Below are 15,359 nucleotides of genomic sequence, written 5' to 3' on the forward strand. Positions count from 1 at the left end.
CATACCGCAGGGGGTAAAATAGAATGACTGTAAATGTAATGACCGCAAAAGATGTCACGAAAAAAGTAATTAATAAAGAAGAATTATTTATTCTAGATGTTCGAAATGAGAGTGACTTTCAGGATTGGAAAATTGAAGGAGAAAACTTCGATTATTTTAACATCCCTTATTTTGAATTGCTAGATGGTGTTGAAGGTATTATGGATAAGATTCCATCTGATAAAGAAATTTTGGTAGTGTGTGCGAAGGAAGGGTCATCGATTATGGTGGCTGAAATGCTCTCTGATGAAGGGCGTACTGTTTCTTACCTAAAGGGAGGTATGAAAGCTTGGAGTGAGCATTTAGAACCTGTAAAAGTCGGGAAATTGAAAGATGGTGGCGAAATTTATCAGTTTGTACGTATTGGTAAAGGATGTTTATCTTACATGGTTGTGTCAAACGGCGAGACCGCTATTATTGATGCCACTCGGATGACGGATATCTATCTTGACTTTGCTGACAGTATCGGTGCAAAAATTACTCATGTTTTTGACACACACTTACATGCGGACCACATCTCCGGTGGAAGAAACATTGCAGAAAAGACAGGCGCAACGTATTGGCTTCCTCCAAAAGATGCAACAGAAGTTACATTTGCCTACCAACCATTAGAAGATGGAAATCTTGTGGAAATTGGAAATGTAAAAATTAATATTCATGCCTTATATTCTCCTGGCCATACCATTGGGTCTACTTCATTTATTGTAGATGAAAAGTTTTTACTTTCAGGTGACATCTTGTTCATTGACTCGATCGGAAGACCAGATTTAGCTGGCTTAGCTCAGGATTGGGTAGGGGATTTAAGAGAAAGTCTATATAAACGCTATAGAGAACTGTCTGAGGACTTAGTTGTTCTTCCTGCTCACTTTATGATTATTGATGAACTAAATGAAGATGGTAGTGTTTCAGAAAAATTGGGAACATTATATGCTAAGAACCATGGCTTGAATATTGAAGACGAAAATGAGTTCAGAAAATTGGTAACGGAAAACTTACCACCACAACCAAATGCGTATCAAGAAATCCGAGAAACGAATATGGGAAAAATCAATCCTGATGAAGAAAAGCAACGTGAAATGGAAATCGGACCAAATCGCTGTGCAGTTCGATAAAAACTACAACAAATATTAGGAGGCAAAAGAAATGGAAGCAAATAAAGTTTTAGATGCAAAAGGGTTAGCATGTCCAATGCCAATCGTAAAGACAAAAAAGGCAATGAATGAATTAGAAAGCGGCCAAGTTTTAGAGATCCACGCTACGGATAAAGGAGCAAAAAATGACCTTGCGGCATGGGCAAAATCAGGCGGTCACGAGGTAGTGAAACACGAAGTGGAGAACGACGTTTTGAAGTTCTGGATAAAAAAAGGTTAAGAAATAGGGAACCGATTCGGGTTCCCTTTCTTTAAGGGGGAGGCAGTTCCATGGATATTGGCTTTATTATTACTATTTTCTTAATTGGTTTTATTGGTTCATATATATCTGGAATGTTAGGAATAGGCGGTTCAATTATTAAATATCCGATGCTTTTATATATTCCACCTTTATTTGGTTTAGCAGCATTTAGTGCACACGAAGTATCAGGGATAAGTGCTGTTCAGGTGTTTTTTGCAACAATCGGTGGTGTTTGGGCGTACCGTAAAGGTGGCTATTTAAATAAAACCCTAATTGGATATATGGGAGCAAGCATTTTAGTTGGTAGTTTTGTTGGCGGTTTTGGTTCAAGGTTAATGTCAGAGAGCGGAATTAATTTAGTTTATGGGATATTAGCATTAATAGCGGCTGTCATGATGTTTGTTCCGAAAAAGGGAGTTGACGATATCCCATTAGATCAAGTGAAGTTTAATAAATGGCTGGCAGCATCGCTAGCATTAATTGTTGGAATTGGTTCCGGAATCGTTGGAGCAGCAGGAGCGTTCTTATTAGTTCCAATCATGCTCGTTGTATTAAAAATACCAACACGTATGACGATTGCTTCTTCTTTGGCTATAACGTTTCTATCTTCAATTGGTGCTACTGTTGGGAAAATAACCACTGGACAAGTAGAATTTTTACCTTCTGTAATTATGATTATTGCCAGTTTAATTGCCTCACCATTAGGTGCAATGGCTGGTAAGAAGATAAACACCAAGATACTACAAGTGGTATTAGCTTTATTAATTTTAGCAACAGCAATAAAAATTTGGATGGATATTTTATAGTTTTTTGCATGTTTGCTATACACTACAAAATGGAGGATTTCAATGTCTAAAGAATTCAAAGAAAACACTGATTGCACAACAACAGGTTTCTGAGGGATTAGAGCACCAAACGTTTCAGGTGATGGAAAAAAGGTTAAACAACCCATTCCTATATGACCTGGAACCTTAGTATGGCTCCTGGTAGGAGCTATTTACCTTATTTATAAAGCTTTTAGCTGATATCATTATGCTAAGGAAGTAAAGGAAAAAATGCTAAAAACAGAACATCTGCGAAAAATTGGATAGATATACTATAAATTAAAATTGGACCAGTAGATGAAATTAATATATATGACGGTATATTTGTCATTGTTAGGGAGGTAAAACAATTGATTAAAATTACACATGCTGCAATAGCTGCAATAACGAAAGAAATAAAAGACCTTATTAACGAGGAGAATAAACCCCTTATTCGTTTATCAATGGGCATTGGCTGAGGCGGCCCTCAGTTACGTCTGGCTCTGGAAGAGTCGGCTTTAGAAAGTGATGAAATCACAGAAGAAAGTGGCATTAGGTTTTTAGTGAACGAAAGAGATAAGGTTTATTTTAATAATGCAAAGATTGATTATACCAAGTCCTTATTCGGTGGCGGACAATTTGTCGTACTAAAGGTATAAAATAGATTTTTACAAAATAAAAAGCAGTGGGGAATTCTCATTCCCACTGCTTTTTTATATTATTGCTCAATTTCATTCGGCCAGTTATTCAAACCGCCAGTTATGTTTGTACTTTGTCATGAAACTGTCAATCTTTAATCTAAAAACAATAGGGTATTTATTATATACTATAGGGGGTATATAAAGTATCAGGGATTACCTTTTTTCACGATAGGTTCAGCAGATACTTGTAATACTTAATCCAATAAAGGAGATGTTTTTATGAAATGGAATTATTTATTGTCAGCAGGTGTTCTTGTAGGAGTGTTTTCTTTGGGAGCAATGTTTGCACCAAATGATAAGTCGTTAGCAACAGTAAACCAACAACAGAAAAACAACAATTTGTCGTTTGTTCAAACTACCAATGAGAAAGAAAACCCTCAACAAGAAGAAACGGATTTTGCTTGCCCGAAGGACGGACAAGCTATGGGAACTAGAAGTGGCATGGGTATGATGGGTGAAATGATGAGTTCGATGAAAGAGGTGATTTCTAAGGAACTTGGTATGACTATAACTGAATTTCAGGATTCACTTATGGAGGGGAAATCTGTCGCCGACATAGCTGATGAAAAAGATGTTAAGGTTAAAGACCTGGTAAAGGTAATATTAGAGTCTAGAAAAAATGATTTATCTCAGCTTGTGAAAGCTGGAGAGCTTACACAAAATCAAATGGACAATATGTTGCAAAATATGGAAGCAATGATGGAACAAGCAATCGAAATGGATAAAATGGGACCAATGAATGGCCGTGGAATGGGTATAGGTCAAGAAGGTGGATGTAGCGCTAGCTCCGAAACTCAACAATCCCAAACCGAAATAGGTGCAGACCTTTAATAGGCTAGGTTATTTAACGGGTTCATTGAGAAAATTTATTACAAAATAAAAGCAGTGGGGATCAATCTTCCCACTGCTTTTTCATATAATAGCCGGATTACTCAATTTCATAAGGCCAGTTATTCATACCGCCTGTCATATTATAGATATTTGAGAATTTATTATTTATTAGTATTTCACTAGCTTGAATAGAACGATTTCCGCTGCGGCAAACCACTAGATAGTGTTCGTCTTTTCCTAATTCATTCAATCTAGACTCCAATTCTTGTACTGGTAACAAAAGTGAATTAGGGATATGGCCCTCTTCATACTCTTCAGGGGTTCGAACATCCAATACAACTACTTCCTTGTTATCAATGAGTTGCTTTGCTTCCTCTGAAGATACATTTCGATATCCTTCGGAACTAATTCCACATGCTGTAAGGACTAATACTAGTAAAATAACTAATAAGTGAAATACTCGATTCATTTTATAACCATCTTGGAATAAATACTCTAAGCTCATTATTAATAACTTACTTTTTCAACAGCATATGAAATAATATTGGATAGTTCTTCCCCAAAAGGATCTAATTGTTGGGCCCCAATAATTTCACCTTTACTATTCAAAATAGCGAATCCTCTTAATGATTTTGGTTCACTTGGGTCCTTAAGACCTGCTTCTTCAATCAATTTTAGATATTTATCGGATAAGATAGGAAACTCAAGACCTAATTCAGTTTTTAACTCTTTATGCTTCTCTACGGGATCTGCACTTAAAGCGTAAATATCACCAGGAAAACTACCAAAAAGATTAATATTTTTCTGCAGCTCGACCAGCTGCGATTTACAGTAGTCTCAGCCAATTCCTGTGAAGAAAAAGACTAATGTTGGTTTTTCCTTATTATCCAAGATTACCGAATTTCCTTGTTCATCTTTTAAGGCACTCTTCTCCTCACTAGGAGTACATCCAGCCCCTATGATAACTAACATCATTAAGGAAAGGATAAGAATGAAAATGTTTCTTTTTATACATCGTAAAGGTACCTCCTTTCTTTAATCGTTGTACTAATTATACCTTATGGGGTAATTGCGTTTTTCAGTTATTTATGAATAAAAAACAAACTTTCTACAGGAAAAACTTCCTAGGTATCATGTAGATGCACTTTGTCATAAAAACTTCACTCTTCTATCTTAGCAACTAGCGATCTTTGATTTATACTATAGGGGGTATATGTGTTTTTAGTATTTTTTAAGGAGGTGTTCAATCAGTGAAGCGTATTTTAGTAATTTTTAGCCTGCTTGCTCTTTTTGGAACTATTAAAGTTTATGCAGACGAACAAGTATCAGAAAAAAATTATGATTATACAAATCGTGAGTTTATGGCCACTGTTGATATGCTCTATATGGATGGACATAGTAATGATGACTTATCTAACTGCGATGTGAAACAGTTGTATTATGAAGAAGTGGCAGAGATGTTTTTTACAAAAGGAATGTCAAAAAAGGAAATTCTTGATTACTACGAAAAAGAACTAGGGGTAGAAGCATTAAATGCTCCCCCAGTAAAAGGGTTCAATCTAAGTCTTTGGATCACCCCTTTCCTATTAATAACTTTAGTCTTAATTATTTTATTTTTTGTGATAGGGAAGTGGAAAAAGAATCAAACGGTCTCTACTGATGAGGGGAATTTCAGTGATTCTGGAATGGATGATATTTATGAATCTATAATTGAAGAGGAGCGAAAGAAATTTTTATAGAAAACTGGGAGACTTTCAATTTGTAGGATATGAACTTCATACATCCATGATTTTTATCCTATATTAAAGGCATACGTATAGAACCTTAATAGATTTACAAAAATTAGGCGTGGAGTCTTCCATAGAAGTTTGTCTCCACGCCTTTACGACAATATAATTAACTGTATAAAGGAACATTCTTAATTTATTTCATTTGTAAGGGTCTTCATCATATCTTCGTCCATTGGACCAACTATTTTTTTTGTAATGATTCCCTTTGAATCAATGATATAGCTCGTTGGAATACTAAAGGCTTGATACTGGGCACCAATTGTTCCCTCCTCATCTAGGGGGATATCAAACGTAAGACCATATTCTTGTACAAAATTCTCAATATCTGTTTTGCCCTTATCCATACTTGTCAGGTTGACAGCTAATATTTCAATGTCATTTCCTTTGTTTTTTTCATAAAAGTTTTGCATATGAGGCATTTCTGCTTTGCATGGCGGGCACCAGGTAGCCCAAAAATTCAAAATGACCTTTTTACCTTTATAATCAGAAAGCTGTACTGCTTCTCCTGCTAGTGTAGTTAATTCAAAATTAGGAGCTGGATTTCCTTCCTTTACTTGTGAGAGATCTACACCTGGAATATCCTCAGAAGTAGGAGCCTCTACTGGTGTGATTTCTTTGTTTCCCTCTGTGACAGATGGTTTTAACAAATTTACGAGGATAATTGCGGCTGCAAGCACGATAATAGCGACTGATAAAAGATTTTTATTCAAGTATTTTGCCCTCCTTGTCCATTTTTTTTAAAAGTGAAAGTACAGTTAAACCAATCCAAGTTAATGTAAGTACCTTTAAAGAAAGCAATGTACTGAAAATGCTTAAGAGCAAAAACTCTATGAGTATCAACACAATGATGATTGGCCCAGTGATACGTTTGTTTTTGCTTTTTAGGGATAAAAATAAGACCAGATATCCGGCAAATACGACGAAGTGGAAAAATACTTCTATCCATTGCTGTTCTAATAGTTTACAAATCACTTCATATGTTAAAAAGAATAGAAGAAAAATGCTGGCAGCTTCTTTCGGCAAACCAGGATGTTTTTTGCCTGCTAGAAACAATAAATACAGAGATAGAATTGTTAATCCTAAGAAATGTCCTTTTGTGCCTCCGTTGAAATAAAGAATAGAAAGGGGCATGTCTATAAACATGGTTATATTAAACAGGATGTAACTTAGTTTCCATGCTAGAAAATAGAGAATAAAACTATTCCAATACCATTCTCCAACTTTTTTACTTGTTAGCAGCTTATATAATAGGGATGCTCCGAAAAGTGCAATCAAGACAGCAAGCCACAAAGTAGGAATGGATAAGTTTCCTATTTGGTAATAATTCATTCATGTTCACCAAATCTAACTGTGAACACAATGTCTATTGACTGGATTACTGATTGAATCATTCCACAATTTTTAACCACTAACTGTGCTATCTTTTCTGCTTGTTGCAGGCTTAATGCAACATTCGTATGTACAAATGCTTTAAAGGAGAGCTGTTCAATTCTGTTTGCATAATCTAGATTCCTAATTGATACTACTTCCATGTCAATCTTCTCAAATGGAATTCGTTTTTTGGTTAAAATATTCCTTAGTAAGGTTCCACTGCAACCAACTAAAGAAGAAACAAACAATTCGTATGGGCGATAACCATTGTTCTCATTGGGAGAAATGGAGATTTCACCGAACCCCAATTTACCATTAATTTTTTCATCTTCAATTGTAAATTTCATAGTACCACTCCTTAATACAAGATTATCCTTTTCAATTGTTAAGAAATGATTAAGAAATAAGACTTAAAACATATTGTTTTTTACTCTTCGACTATTTTAATTATAGGGAGTGCAATCCAAAAGATATGGAGGATGCCATCCGTCTCTAACCCGATATTTCCATCATGGGCTAGTATAATACTTTTTGAAATTGTAAGACCTAAGCCGGCCCCTTCGGATTTTGTGCTTCTAGATTCCTCCAAGCGATAAAAACGTTCAAAGATTCGTTCTTTTTTCTCAGGGTCAATGAATTGACCCTGATGTTCAAAAGTAATGAAATACATACCATCTTTTTTTGCCCCGCTAATTTTCAATTCACTACCTGTGTTATAATCAAGAATATTTTGAAGAATGTTTGTGAAAACCTGTATTAGACCGTCCTGATTCCCTAATATTTGTTCTTTCTCAATATCAATTTTCATTTCTTTGAAACGTTGTTGCAGTTTTAAATGGAAAGCAGTTAATGTTTCATCCAGAACCTTTTCGATTGCAACGGGACTAAACTGTTTATCTGCAAAGTAATTTCCGTTATTCCATGAATTTAATTCTGTTATAAGTTCAACAATTCTAGTTATCCTGCGAGATTCTTCAAGCAGTGAGCCAAATAAATCTGGATTTCCTTTTATTACGCCGTTTTGCAGTGCTTCCAGATAACCGTTTATATTCGTCAAAGGAGTTCGAAGTTCGTGGGCGATATCACGAAGCATTTCATCCCGTTGTTCCCTAACAGAGTTGAGTGTTTGAGCCATTGTGTTAAAGTTTTCAATTAGTTCCTTCAATTCACCACTTGAATTTAACTTTACTAAAGAAGGAGACTTGCCTTCTTTGATTTCTTTAGCAGATTTTGTTAAATGTTTGATAGGTTCTACAATTCTCTTTACCGTTACGTAATGAAAAAATCCCGCGATGATAAAAGCAAGGAATGCCACTTTCCAGAGAAATTCATTAAGTATATCGATAAGGTCTAATCCAACTATATTTTCCGAATTAACTAAATAACAGGCGTACTCCTTTACTGAGAATCCTGCAAGTAGTATAACGAGCAGAATGACTATGCTATTAAGGGCAACTAGCTTTGATATAAGATTGGATAATTTTTTAAATGCCCACAAACTTATACCCCATTCCTCTTATCGTTTGGATATATTCTTTAGGTGTCTTTTCCTTTATTTTTTCCCGCAAATTCTTTATATGGACATCTATGGTTCTGTCTGAAACAGCTTTTTCATTTTTTTCATAGATATAGGTGAGTATTTGTTCTCTTGATAAGATATGATCTGAATGTTGCATAAAATTATGAAGCAGCTTAAATTCAAAATGAGTCAACTCTAGCTGTTCATCGTTAATCCAAGCTTCACCTTTTGCTGGTTTAATTGTAAACCCAGTAAAGCTGAGCTTTCCGCAACGGCTTGCGGTTCTTCTTAAAACTGCTTCTATTCTAACCATTAGTTCAGCAGGGCTAAAGGGTTTGACCACATAGTCATCAGCCCCTAATTTAAACCCGTGGATTCGGTTTTTTTCAGATACTTTAGCAGAAAGAATAATTATAGGCATCATACTTTTTAATTCTCTTCGAACCCATCTTAAGATATCTTCACCACTGATTTCGGGCAGCATAAGGTCTAGAATGAGAATACAAGGATCCAAATGTTCAATTTTCTCCTTGGCTTCTAACCCATTAGCTGCTTCACTTACTTCATAGCCTTCTTGAGTTAAATAGATTTTTACAAGCTGACGAATTTTAGGGTCATCTTCCACGACTAAGACGGTTTTTCCAATTAGCTTCTTTGGTGACAAGAATTCTCTCCCTTTCTAAAACTGAAATAAACTGTAAGCTGACAGCCATGCACTAATTTTCTGCATTTGTCCGCTTAAAACTAAAAATCCTAGCATAACCATGACAATCCCATTTACAAATGCAAGTTTTGATAAATATTTATTGATTTTTTTCATTGTTTTTAAAGAATAAGATATAACAATACTAATAATAAAAAATGGTATCGCCATTCCAAGAGAATAGGCTCCTAACAGGAATATTCCTTCGGATAAAGTATCTGCCGAGCTTGCTAATAATAATATCGACGACAGTGCGAGTCCCACACAAGGGGACCATCCACTGGCAAATGCCATTCCAAGTAAAACAGAACTAAATATACTTTTGGGTTTAAGTTCTGATTGTATTCTTTTTTCTTTCATTAATAATTTAAATTTTAACAGTCCGGCCATCTGTAAGCCAAAAATGATAATTAAAAGGCCTGCAATCTGCATAATCAGAACCCGATAATTCATCAATAATTTACCAATAAAGCTTGCTGAGGCACCCAGTGCAATAAAAATGATACTAAATCCGATAATAAATCCGATTGATCTAATATAAAGCTTTGTCCGATTTACCTGCATTTTAGAGTCTTCAATTTTCCCCCCGGTTAAATGGGTAATATAAGCTGGAAGGAGGGGAAAAACACATGGAGAAAAAAAGGACAGGATACCACTAGCTATGGCAAAAAATATTCCGATATCATTCACAAATAATCACTCCTTTTGATTAATTATGGGTGATATTTGTTAAGGATTAATTAAGAACAAAAAATAAAATGTTATTTATCCCATGTAATTCGATTGTATATGAATATTAACTAATAAATAGGAGGTAAAACATTGAATCAGTGGAACACTCGTTTTCAAGCAGAGGACTATGTATATGGAAAGAAACCAAATATTTTTTTAGAAGAAACTATAAGAAAACTCCAATTGTCGGGTAACGCCTTGGCTATTGCTGAAGGTGAAGGGCGTAATGGTGTTTTCCTAGCTGAACAAGGAATGAATGTCACCACATGGGATTATTCAGAATCTGGCCTAGATAAAACAAAAAAACTCGCTAAAGAACGCGGAGTTAATGTTCAAACTGAACTTGTTGATTTAAACAATGCTAAATGGACACCAGATGCGTGGGATGAAATAGTATGTATCTTTGGTCATTTTCCAAAGGAATTACGTGAAAAAACACTTGTAGGAGTAAGAGAGGCTGTTAAGCCAGGGGGATACTACATAACGGAAGTATATTCGCAAAAACAGATTCCCTATAATAGTGGGGGACCCCGCGATATTAATTTTTTATATAGGCCCGAAGAGTTTTGGCAAACCTTTGCTGATTGGCGTATTCTTCACTTTTTCATGGGAGAGGTTGTACGTAATGAAGGTGAACTTCATAATGGTTTGTCTCATGTTATTCAGTTTGTCGGTCAAAAACCATCTCAGGTATCTCTCCAAAATTTGTAAGTTGTTAATTCATTTACCTAGTATTAGAGCATCTACTCTATAAAGTACTTCAAGTGATTCTTGAAAATTATTGTGTGCTTTTTGTACTTCTCGTTAAAGATATTACATCACTTTCAGCTTACGGGTGGCATGATGTAATCTAGCCTTTTACATGATAATATGATTATTAATTAAAAGTATAAGGTAAACACTCCTACATCTTAGTATCTGCCATCACCACTCAACCCACGTGGAGTGTGTCTCGCAGCTAGTTTTAAAAGAAGCAGCAGGCCCCAACAATAAAACATAATCTTATTACTTATGAATGATGAAATAAAACAAAAGGGGCAGCTAGTTATAATGACTAACTGCCCTTTTAATTGTACTAAATTCGACACAATCAAAACTATAAAACTAGAAAATTAGTTTTATAATATTGCATAGGGGGGATGAAAATGAACTTAACTTGGAACATAAAGTCAAATGAGAATATGAATGAGATTCGGGCAAGAGCTGAGGATCAATTTCCAGTCATGACAGACAAGGAAGCACTGAAGAAAGCCGCCGATTTCTTCAAGGGTATAGCAGATGAAACACGCATGAAAATTATATCTTTGCTATACATTGAAGATTTGTGTATGTGTGAAATTGTAGCTGCATTAGGCGGAGCTTCTTCAACGATTAGCCACCACCTAAAGATTATGGAAAAGGGAAATATCATTCAATCACGTCGTGAAGGGAAGTTTACGATTTATAGTGTAAATAAGGATAAATTAACACCTTTATTGCCGTCCTTACTAAACGGCAGCTCCTTTTTGGCAGGTTAGAATAATCAGTCTGGAGATGACTCTTGTGAGTATTTTTGAATGGTTAAATAACCAATTACTTAAGATGGACTGGCTAAGTAACTCGGTTGCTTATCTAGTTGAAGATGTATTCGGGTTAAACGTAAATGAACCTGTTGGAGGAAGTATTCACTTCTTTATTTATGATGTAATAAAAATCTTTATCTTACTTTCAGTTCTCATTTTTATTATTTCTTATATTCAAAGTTATTTTCCACCTGAAAGAACGAAGAAAATCTTAGGCAGATTTAATGGATTTACCGCCAATATATTAAGTGCTTTACTAGGTACTGTTACCCCGTTTTGTTCCTGTTCATCGATTCCTTTGTTTATAGGTTTTACAAGCGCGGGATTACCAATTGGGGTTACTTTTTCATTTCTAATATCCTCTCCCCTTGTTGACATAGCCTCTGTTATCTTGCTAGCTAGTATCTTTAATTGGAAAATTGCGTTTGCCTATGTCATTGTTGGTCTCGTCTTAGCTGTTTTAGGTGGGACGATTATGAGTAAGCTAAAACTAGAAAAGTATATTGAACCATTTGTTTTTAATAATAAAATGGTGGATGTTGACCCGGTGGGGTTAACTGCTCATGAGAGAGTGGGATTTTCAAGGGAACAGGTTACGGATATTATTAAGAAAGTTTGGTTATATATTTTCATTGGTGTTGGTATAGGTGCAGCCATCCATAACTGGATTCCTGAATCTGTGATAAGCGCAGTACTAGGTCAAGACAAATGGTACTCTGTTCTATTAGCGACTATTGTTGGAATACCAATGTATGCAGATATTTTTGGGACACTTCCGATTGCAGAAGCTTTGGTTGGTAAGGGTGTAGGCATTGGAACGGCACTTGCATTTATGATGGCAGTAACCGCACTCTCACTTCCATCGATCATTATGTTAAAAACGGTCGTTAAACCAAGACTGTTGGCGATATTCGTAGTTATTGTTTCAATTGGTATTCTCATTATTGGATATATTTTTAATATATTTAGTCACCTATTCTTGTAAAAATGATCTTAAAGATTTTAAAAACAAGGAGTGATTTATTATGTTGATTAAGATTTTAGGTACTGGGTGCAGAAACTGTGTTACTTTAGCGGAAAATACAAAAAAGGCACTTGAAGAGTTAGGTAAGGCTGCGGAAATAGTGAAAGTTGAAGACATCAAAGAAATTATGAGTTATGGAATTATGTCTACCCCAGCTTTAGTCATTGATGAAAAGGTAGTCTCTTATGGAAAGGTTCTAAAGCCTAAAGATATTGCTAAATTAATTGAAAATGCACAGTAAATGGAATTGGAGTTACTACCTCGGATCTATTAAAGTCACTCTCAGAAAAGGATTTTAGCAACAAAGACCTTAAATTTGAAAACTACCAGCACCCCCTGTGCTGCCACAAACACTCTAAGTGGAACTGCCCCGCAATCGTTAGACTCACTAACGACGACGGGGTTTTTTATCCCCAAGCCTTTTTTAAGAGCTCGACACCAAGCTCAATTTCATCAGAAGAAAGATGACTAAATCCAAGTTTAATGATTGGGTTATCGGAATTATTGTTAATAAAGTAGAGTGAGGTGGGATACACTTTTACACCATAAGAAGCAGCACGCCCGATTAACCATTCTTCTGAACGGTTTAGGTGTAATTTGATTAACAAGTACAAACCAGACTGCTCGCCTATAATAGAAATAGTTTGGCCGAATTGGTTTCTTAATTCAGAAGCTAAGTGCAGCATTTTTCTTTTATAAACAAGACGCATTCGTTTAACGTGGCGATTCCATTCTCCTGATTCCATAAATTTCGCCATTGTGAGTTGGCTGAGAAGCGAAGTGGGACTCTCAAAATGAATAAAACGCTTTTTATAACGAGTTAAAACTGGCTCTGGCAATACCATATAGCTTAAACGGATTCCTGGAAGAAATGACTTTGAGAAATTCCCTAAATAGATAACTCTTGCTGAATCTATGGAGGCAAGAGCAGGAAATGGTTTTTGTGTATAGCGGAACTCACTATCATAATCGTCTTCGATAATAATCCCGCGCATCTCGTTAACCCAATGAATAAGCATTTGCCGTTGTTGAATGGACATGCTTACTCCAATTGGACTTTGGTGGGAAGGGGTTACATAGATTAATCGTGATTGCGTTTGTTCTAATTGTGAAAGGTCAGCACCTGTTTCATAAACCGGCAAAGTTTCAAACCTAAAATGATGGAATTGAAAAGCTTCCCTAGCCCCGTCGTAACCAGGGTCTTCAACGATAATACTCTGGAATTCATCCTTCAATATATGTCCAAGGTATATAAGCATTTGTTGGGTGCTGCTTCCGATAATAATTGCATTCGGATTTGTTTTCACTCCCCGTGATTGGAATAAATAGGTGGAGATTTGTTCTCGCAAGGCTATTTCCCCAAATGGTTCTCCGTACCGAAAGCTATCCTGTAATGTTAATACTTGATTGGCAATTCTCCTCCAAATTTTCACTGGGAAGTGTGTTTGATCTACGGCATCTGCCCTGAAATTAACTACCGGAGGTTTCTTAGACTCTGTTTGCTTTTTATTATGTGAGATTGAAGCCTTCTGAAATATTACGGGTTCTAACTCATTTACCAAATAACCTTTGCGGCCCTCTCCACGAATATACCCTTCAGCAACAAGCTGTTCATATGCCATTAAAGTTGTATTACGGCTTACATGTAAGGACTCTGCAAGTTGACGAATGGAGGGCAATTGCTCATTCGCCAAAATGTCTCCTTGTTCAATAAATGATTTAAATTTTTCGTAGATTTGTTTGTATTTTGGGGAGTTACCTTTAAAAGTAAAAATAGTATTATTCAATTGCATTCCCTCTGACATGTATATTTGTTTATTATTGTACCTTTTTTTATGTCAGCTTGTATAATACTATTTCTTTATTGGAAGTTTATTCATTAAAATTCATTTGCTAGTTGAAAGGGTGATTATTGTGTACATTCCTAAGCAATATCATATGGATCAAGATGAGGCAGTTCAATTTATGAAGTCTCATCCGTTTGCATTATTAGTTACTGTCGATAAACATCGTCCCATTGCTACACATATCCCCTTAGAGATTTGTGAAGATGGCGGGAAAATCTATGCGACAGGGCACATCGCCTATGGAAATATGCAGAAAAAGACTTTGGATAATAATGCTGATGTGTTGCTTATTTTTCAAGGACCGCATTCTTATATATCATCAAGTTGGTATACGGTCGAAGAGGTACCAACATGGGACTATCTAGCCGTACATGCGTATGGAGCAGCATGCATTGTTACTGGCGATGAGTTGATTTCGGATTTGAAAATGCTGCTCAACCGTTACGAGGCTCACCGGGAAAAAGGGCGGCTGTGGGATACATTCGATCCTGAGTTGCTTGAGAGCGAAATGAAAGGCATTGTTGGTTTTAGAATAGAGATTACCTCAATTCAAGCTTCAGCGAAAATGAGTCAAAACCGTAGCGACACAGATTACAAAAATATCGTTACAGAACTTGGAAAATCAAAAGAACAAGGGGAAACTCAGGTTGCCAAGTGGATGCGTGAGCAACGGAAAGGGTTGTTTGAATGATTTGTAGAAGAGTATGATGTGTTGTGTCGTATTTTAGCTCTTAAGACTTGTGCCAAAGTGATCTCTGTAGGGAAAATGCCATCACCACTCAAGCTCCGTCGAATGCTGCCTGTTGCTAACCTTACGATAATTAATAACAGATGGGAACGAGAATCTATAAAAGATTCACGCTCAGTATGTTTCTCATTCAAAGAAAGGCAACCCACCCTAGCGGGGGAGTTGCCTTCTACTGTTTTATGCTTATTTTAAATTGCCTGGTACTGATTTCATTATTTTTCCAGTGTTCTGGTTGTTAACTGGAGATATAGCTGGGCGTAATACACGCATGTAACTCACCACCTTTCCATATTGATT

17 protein-coding genes and 2 pseudogenes are annotated in these 15,359 nt (G+C 36.0%); 10 read left to right on the top strand and 9 right to left on the bottom strand.

The window, feature by feature from the left end:
* Positions 1-22: 22 nt before the first annotated feature.
* From ACY3XC_RS21200 to ACY3XC_RS21215, 4 genes and pseudogenes are all read left to right on the top strand, one after another.
* A pseudogene (locus tag ACY3XC_RS21200) lies at positions 23-1,151 on the top strand (MBL fold metallo-hydrolase); the annotation flags it as partial.
* A 31-nt stretch (positions 1,152-1,182) separates the two neighbouring features.
* Positions 1,183-1,410 (top strand): sulfurtransferase TusA family protein, encoded by a 228-nt coding sequence (locus tag ACY3XC_RS21205; RefSeq protein ID WP_289340629.1) that lies wholly within the window; start codon positions 1,183-1,185, stop codon positions 1,408-1,410.
* Between the two features lie 50 nt (positions 1,411-1,460).
* On the top strand, positions 1,461-2,237 hold the full coding sequence (locus ACY3XC_RS21210) for a sulfite exporter TauE/SafE family protein (RefSeq protein WP_464870307.1): 777 nt from the start codon (positions 1,461-1,463) through the stop codon (positions 2,235-2,237).
* A 917-nt stretch (positions 2,238-3,154) separates the two neighbouring features.
* Positions 3,155-3,766, top strand: a complete 612-nt coding sequence (locus ACY3XC_RS21215; protein ID WP_464870308.1) for a DUF2680 domain-containing protein — start codon at positions 3,155-3,157, stop codon at positions 3,764-3,766.
* Between the two features lie 97 nt (positions 3,767-3,863).
* Here ACY3XC_RS21215 and ACY3XC_RS21220 read toward each other — a convergent pair whose 3' ends face one another.
* Positions 3,864-4,235, bottom strand: a complete 372-nt coding sequence (locus tag ACY3XC_RS21220; protein WP_464870309.1) for a rhodanese-like domain-containing protein — start codon at positions 4,233-4,235, stop codon at positions 3,864-3,866.
* 38 nt (positions 4,236-4,273) lie between these two features.
* A pseudogene (locus ACY3XC_RS21225) lies at positions 4,274-4,588 on the bottom strand (redoxin domain-containing protein); the annotation flags it as partial.
* Between the two features lie 428 nt (positions 4,589-5,016).
* On the opposite strand from ACY3XC_RS21225, the gene ACY3XC_RS21230 reads away from it, so the two are divergent.
* The gene (locus ACY3XC_RS21230) at positions 5,017-5,505 is read left to right on the top strand and encodes a cytochrome c-type biogenesis protein CcmH (RefSeq protein WP_464870310.1); all 489 of its coding nucleotides are present in this window, start codon (positions 5,017-5,019) and stop codon (positions 5,503-5,505) included.
* A gap of 179 nt (positions 5,506-5,684) precedes the next feature.
* On the opposite strand, the gene ACY3XC_RS21235 is transcribed toward ACY3XC_RS21230, so the two are convergent.
* The 6 genes from ACY3XC_RS21235 to ACY3XC_RS21260 all read right to left on the bottom strand — a co-directional run bounded on the left by ACY3XC_RS21235 (position 5,685) and on the right by ACY3XC_RS21260 (position 9,839).
* On the bottom strand, positions 5,685-6,266 hold the full coding sequence (locus ACY3XC_RS21235; RefSeq protein WP_464870311.1) for a peroxiredoxin family protein: 582 nt from the start codon (positions 6,264-6,266) through the stop codon (positions 5,685-5,687).
* Entirely contained in the window at positions 6,259-6,885 is a 627-nt protein-coding gene (locus ACY3XC_RS21240; protein ID WP_464870312.1) for a hypothetical protein, read from the bottom strand. The genes ACY3XC_RS21235 and ACY3XC_RS21240 overlap by 8 nt, the downstream gene beginning before the upstream one ends.
* Positions 6,882-7,274: an OsmC family protein gene (locus tag ACY3XC_RS21245; protein WP_464870313.1), complete on the bottom strand. Its 393-nt coding sequence runs from the start codon at positions 7,272-7,274 to the stop codon at positions 6,882-6,884. Before ACY3XC_RS21245 ends, ACY3XC_RS21240 begins: the two co-directional genes overlap by 4 nt.
* Before the next feature lie 80 nt (positions 7,275-7,354).
* Complete coding sequence (locus ACY3XC_RS21250; RefSeq protein WP_464870314.1) at positions 7,355-8,425, bottom strand: ATP-binding protein; 1,071 nt, start codon at positions 8,423-8,425, stop codon at positions 7,355-7,357.
* Positions 8,412-9,110 (bottom strand): response regulator transcription factor, encoded by a 699-nt coding sequence (locus ACY3XC_RS21255; RefSeq protein ID WP_464870315.1) that lies wholly within the window; start codon positions 9,108-9,110, stop codon positions 8,412-8,414. The genes ACY3XC_RS21250 and ACY3XC_RS21255 overlap by 14 nt, the downstream gene beginning before the upstream one ends.
* Before the next feature lie 15 nt (positions 9,111-9,125).
* The gene (locus tag ACY3XC_RS21260) at positions 9,126-9,839 is read right to left on the bottom strand and encodes a cytochrome c biogenesis CcdA family protein (RefSeq protein ID WP_464870316.1); all 714 of its coding nucleotides are present in this window, start codon (positions 9,837-9,839) and stop codon (positions 9,126-9,128) included.
* A gap of 132 nt (positions 9,840-9,971) precedes the next feature.
* Here ACY3XC_RS21260 and ACY3XC_RS21265 point away from each other — a divergent pair, with 132 nt between their 5' ends.
* The 4 genes from ACY3XC_RS21265 (at position 9,972) to ACY3XC_RS21280 (ending at position 12,708) form a co-directional block, all read left to right on the top strand.
* Complete coding sequence (locus tag ACY3XC_RS21265; protein WP_464870317.1) at positions 9,972-10,592, top strand: SAM-dependent methyltransferase; 621 nt, start codon at positions 9,972-9,974, stop codon at positions 10,590-10,592.
* Positions 10,593-11,026: 434 nt separating this feature from the next.
* A complete protein-coding gene (locus ACY3XC_RS21270) occupies positions 11,027-11,398 on the top strand; it encodes an ArsR/SmtB family transcription factor (protein WP_464870318.1) in 372 nt (123 codons plus the stop codon).
* Between the two features lie 16 nt (positions 11,399-11,414).
* Entirely contained in the window at positions 11,415-12,428 is a 1,014-nt protein-coding gene (locus ACY3XC_RS21275; RefSeq protein WP_464870319.1) for a permease, read from the top strand.
* 40 nt (positions 12,429-12,468) lie between these two features.
* Positions 12,469-12,708: a thioredoxin family protein gene (locus ACY3XC_RS21280; protein ID WP_464870320.1), complete on the top strand. Its 240-nt coding sequence runs from the start codon at positions 12,469-12,471 to the stop codon at positions 12,706-12,708.
* A gap of 166 nt (positions 12,709-12,874) precedes the next feature.
* Here the strand turns inward: ACY3XC_RS21280 and pdxR are convergent, their stop codons facing one another.
* Positions 12,875-14,254 (bottom strand): MocR-like pyridoxine biosynthesis transcription factor PdxR, encoded by a 1,380-nt coding sequence (gene pdxR, locus ACY3XC_RS21285; RefSeq protein ID WP_464870321.1) that lies wholly within the window; start codon positions 14,252-14,254, stop codon positions 12,875-12,877.
* 127 nt (positions 14,255-14,381) lie between these two features.
* Between pdxR and ACY3XC_RS21290 the strand changes: the two genes are divergently transcribed.
* Positions 14,382-15,005 (top strand): FMN-binding negative transcriptional regulator, encoded by a 624-nt coding sequence (locus ACY3XC_RS21290; protein WP_464870322.1) that lies wholly within the window; start codon positions 14,382-14,384, stop codon positions 15,003-15,005.
* Positions 15,006-15,359: the final 354 nt, after the last annotated feature.

Source organism: Bacillus sp. CZDM1 (assembly GCF_055502545.1).

Coding starts and splice junctions, on each gene's coding strand:
- ACY3XC_RS21240 (WP_464870312.1), bottom strand. CDS start 6,885: ATGAATTATTACCAAATAGGAAACTTATCCATTCCTACTTTGTGGCTT.
- ACY3XC_RS21245 (WP_464870313.1), bottom strand. CDS start 7,274: ATGAAATTTACAATTGAAGATGAAAAAATTAATGGTAAATTGGGGTTC.
- ACY3XC_RS21205 (WP_289340629.1), top strand. CDS start 1,183: ATGGAAGCAAATAAAGTTTTAGATGCAAAAGGGTTAGCATGTCCAATG.
- ACY3XC_RS21215 (WP_464870308.1), top strand. CDS start 3,155: ATGAAATGGAATTATTTATTGTCAGCAGGTGTTCTTGTAGGAGTGTTT.
- ACY3XC_RS21275 (WP_464870319.1), top strand. CDS start 11,415: ATGACTCTTGTGAGTATTTTTGAATGGTTAAATAACCAATTACTTAAG.
- ACY3XC_RS21280 (WP_464870320.1), top strand. CDS start 12,469: ATGTTGATTAAGATTTTAGGTACTGGGTGCAGAAACTGTGTTACTTTA.
- ACY3XC_RS21270 (WP_464870318.1), top strand. CDS start 11,027: ATGAACTTAACTTGGAACATAAAGTCAAATGAGAATATGAATGAGATT.
- ACY3XC_RS21220 (WP_464870309.1), bottom strand. CDS start 4,235: ATGAATCGAGTATTTCACTTATTAGTTATTTTACTAGTATTAGTCCTT.
- ACY3XC_RS21210 (WP_464870307.1), top strand. CDS start 1,461: ATGGATATTGGCTTTATTATTACTATTTTCTTAATTGGTTTTATTGGT.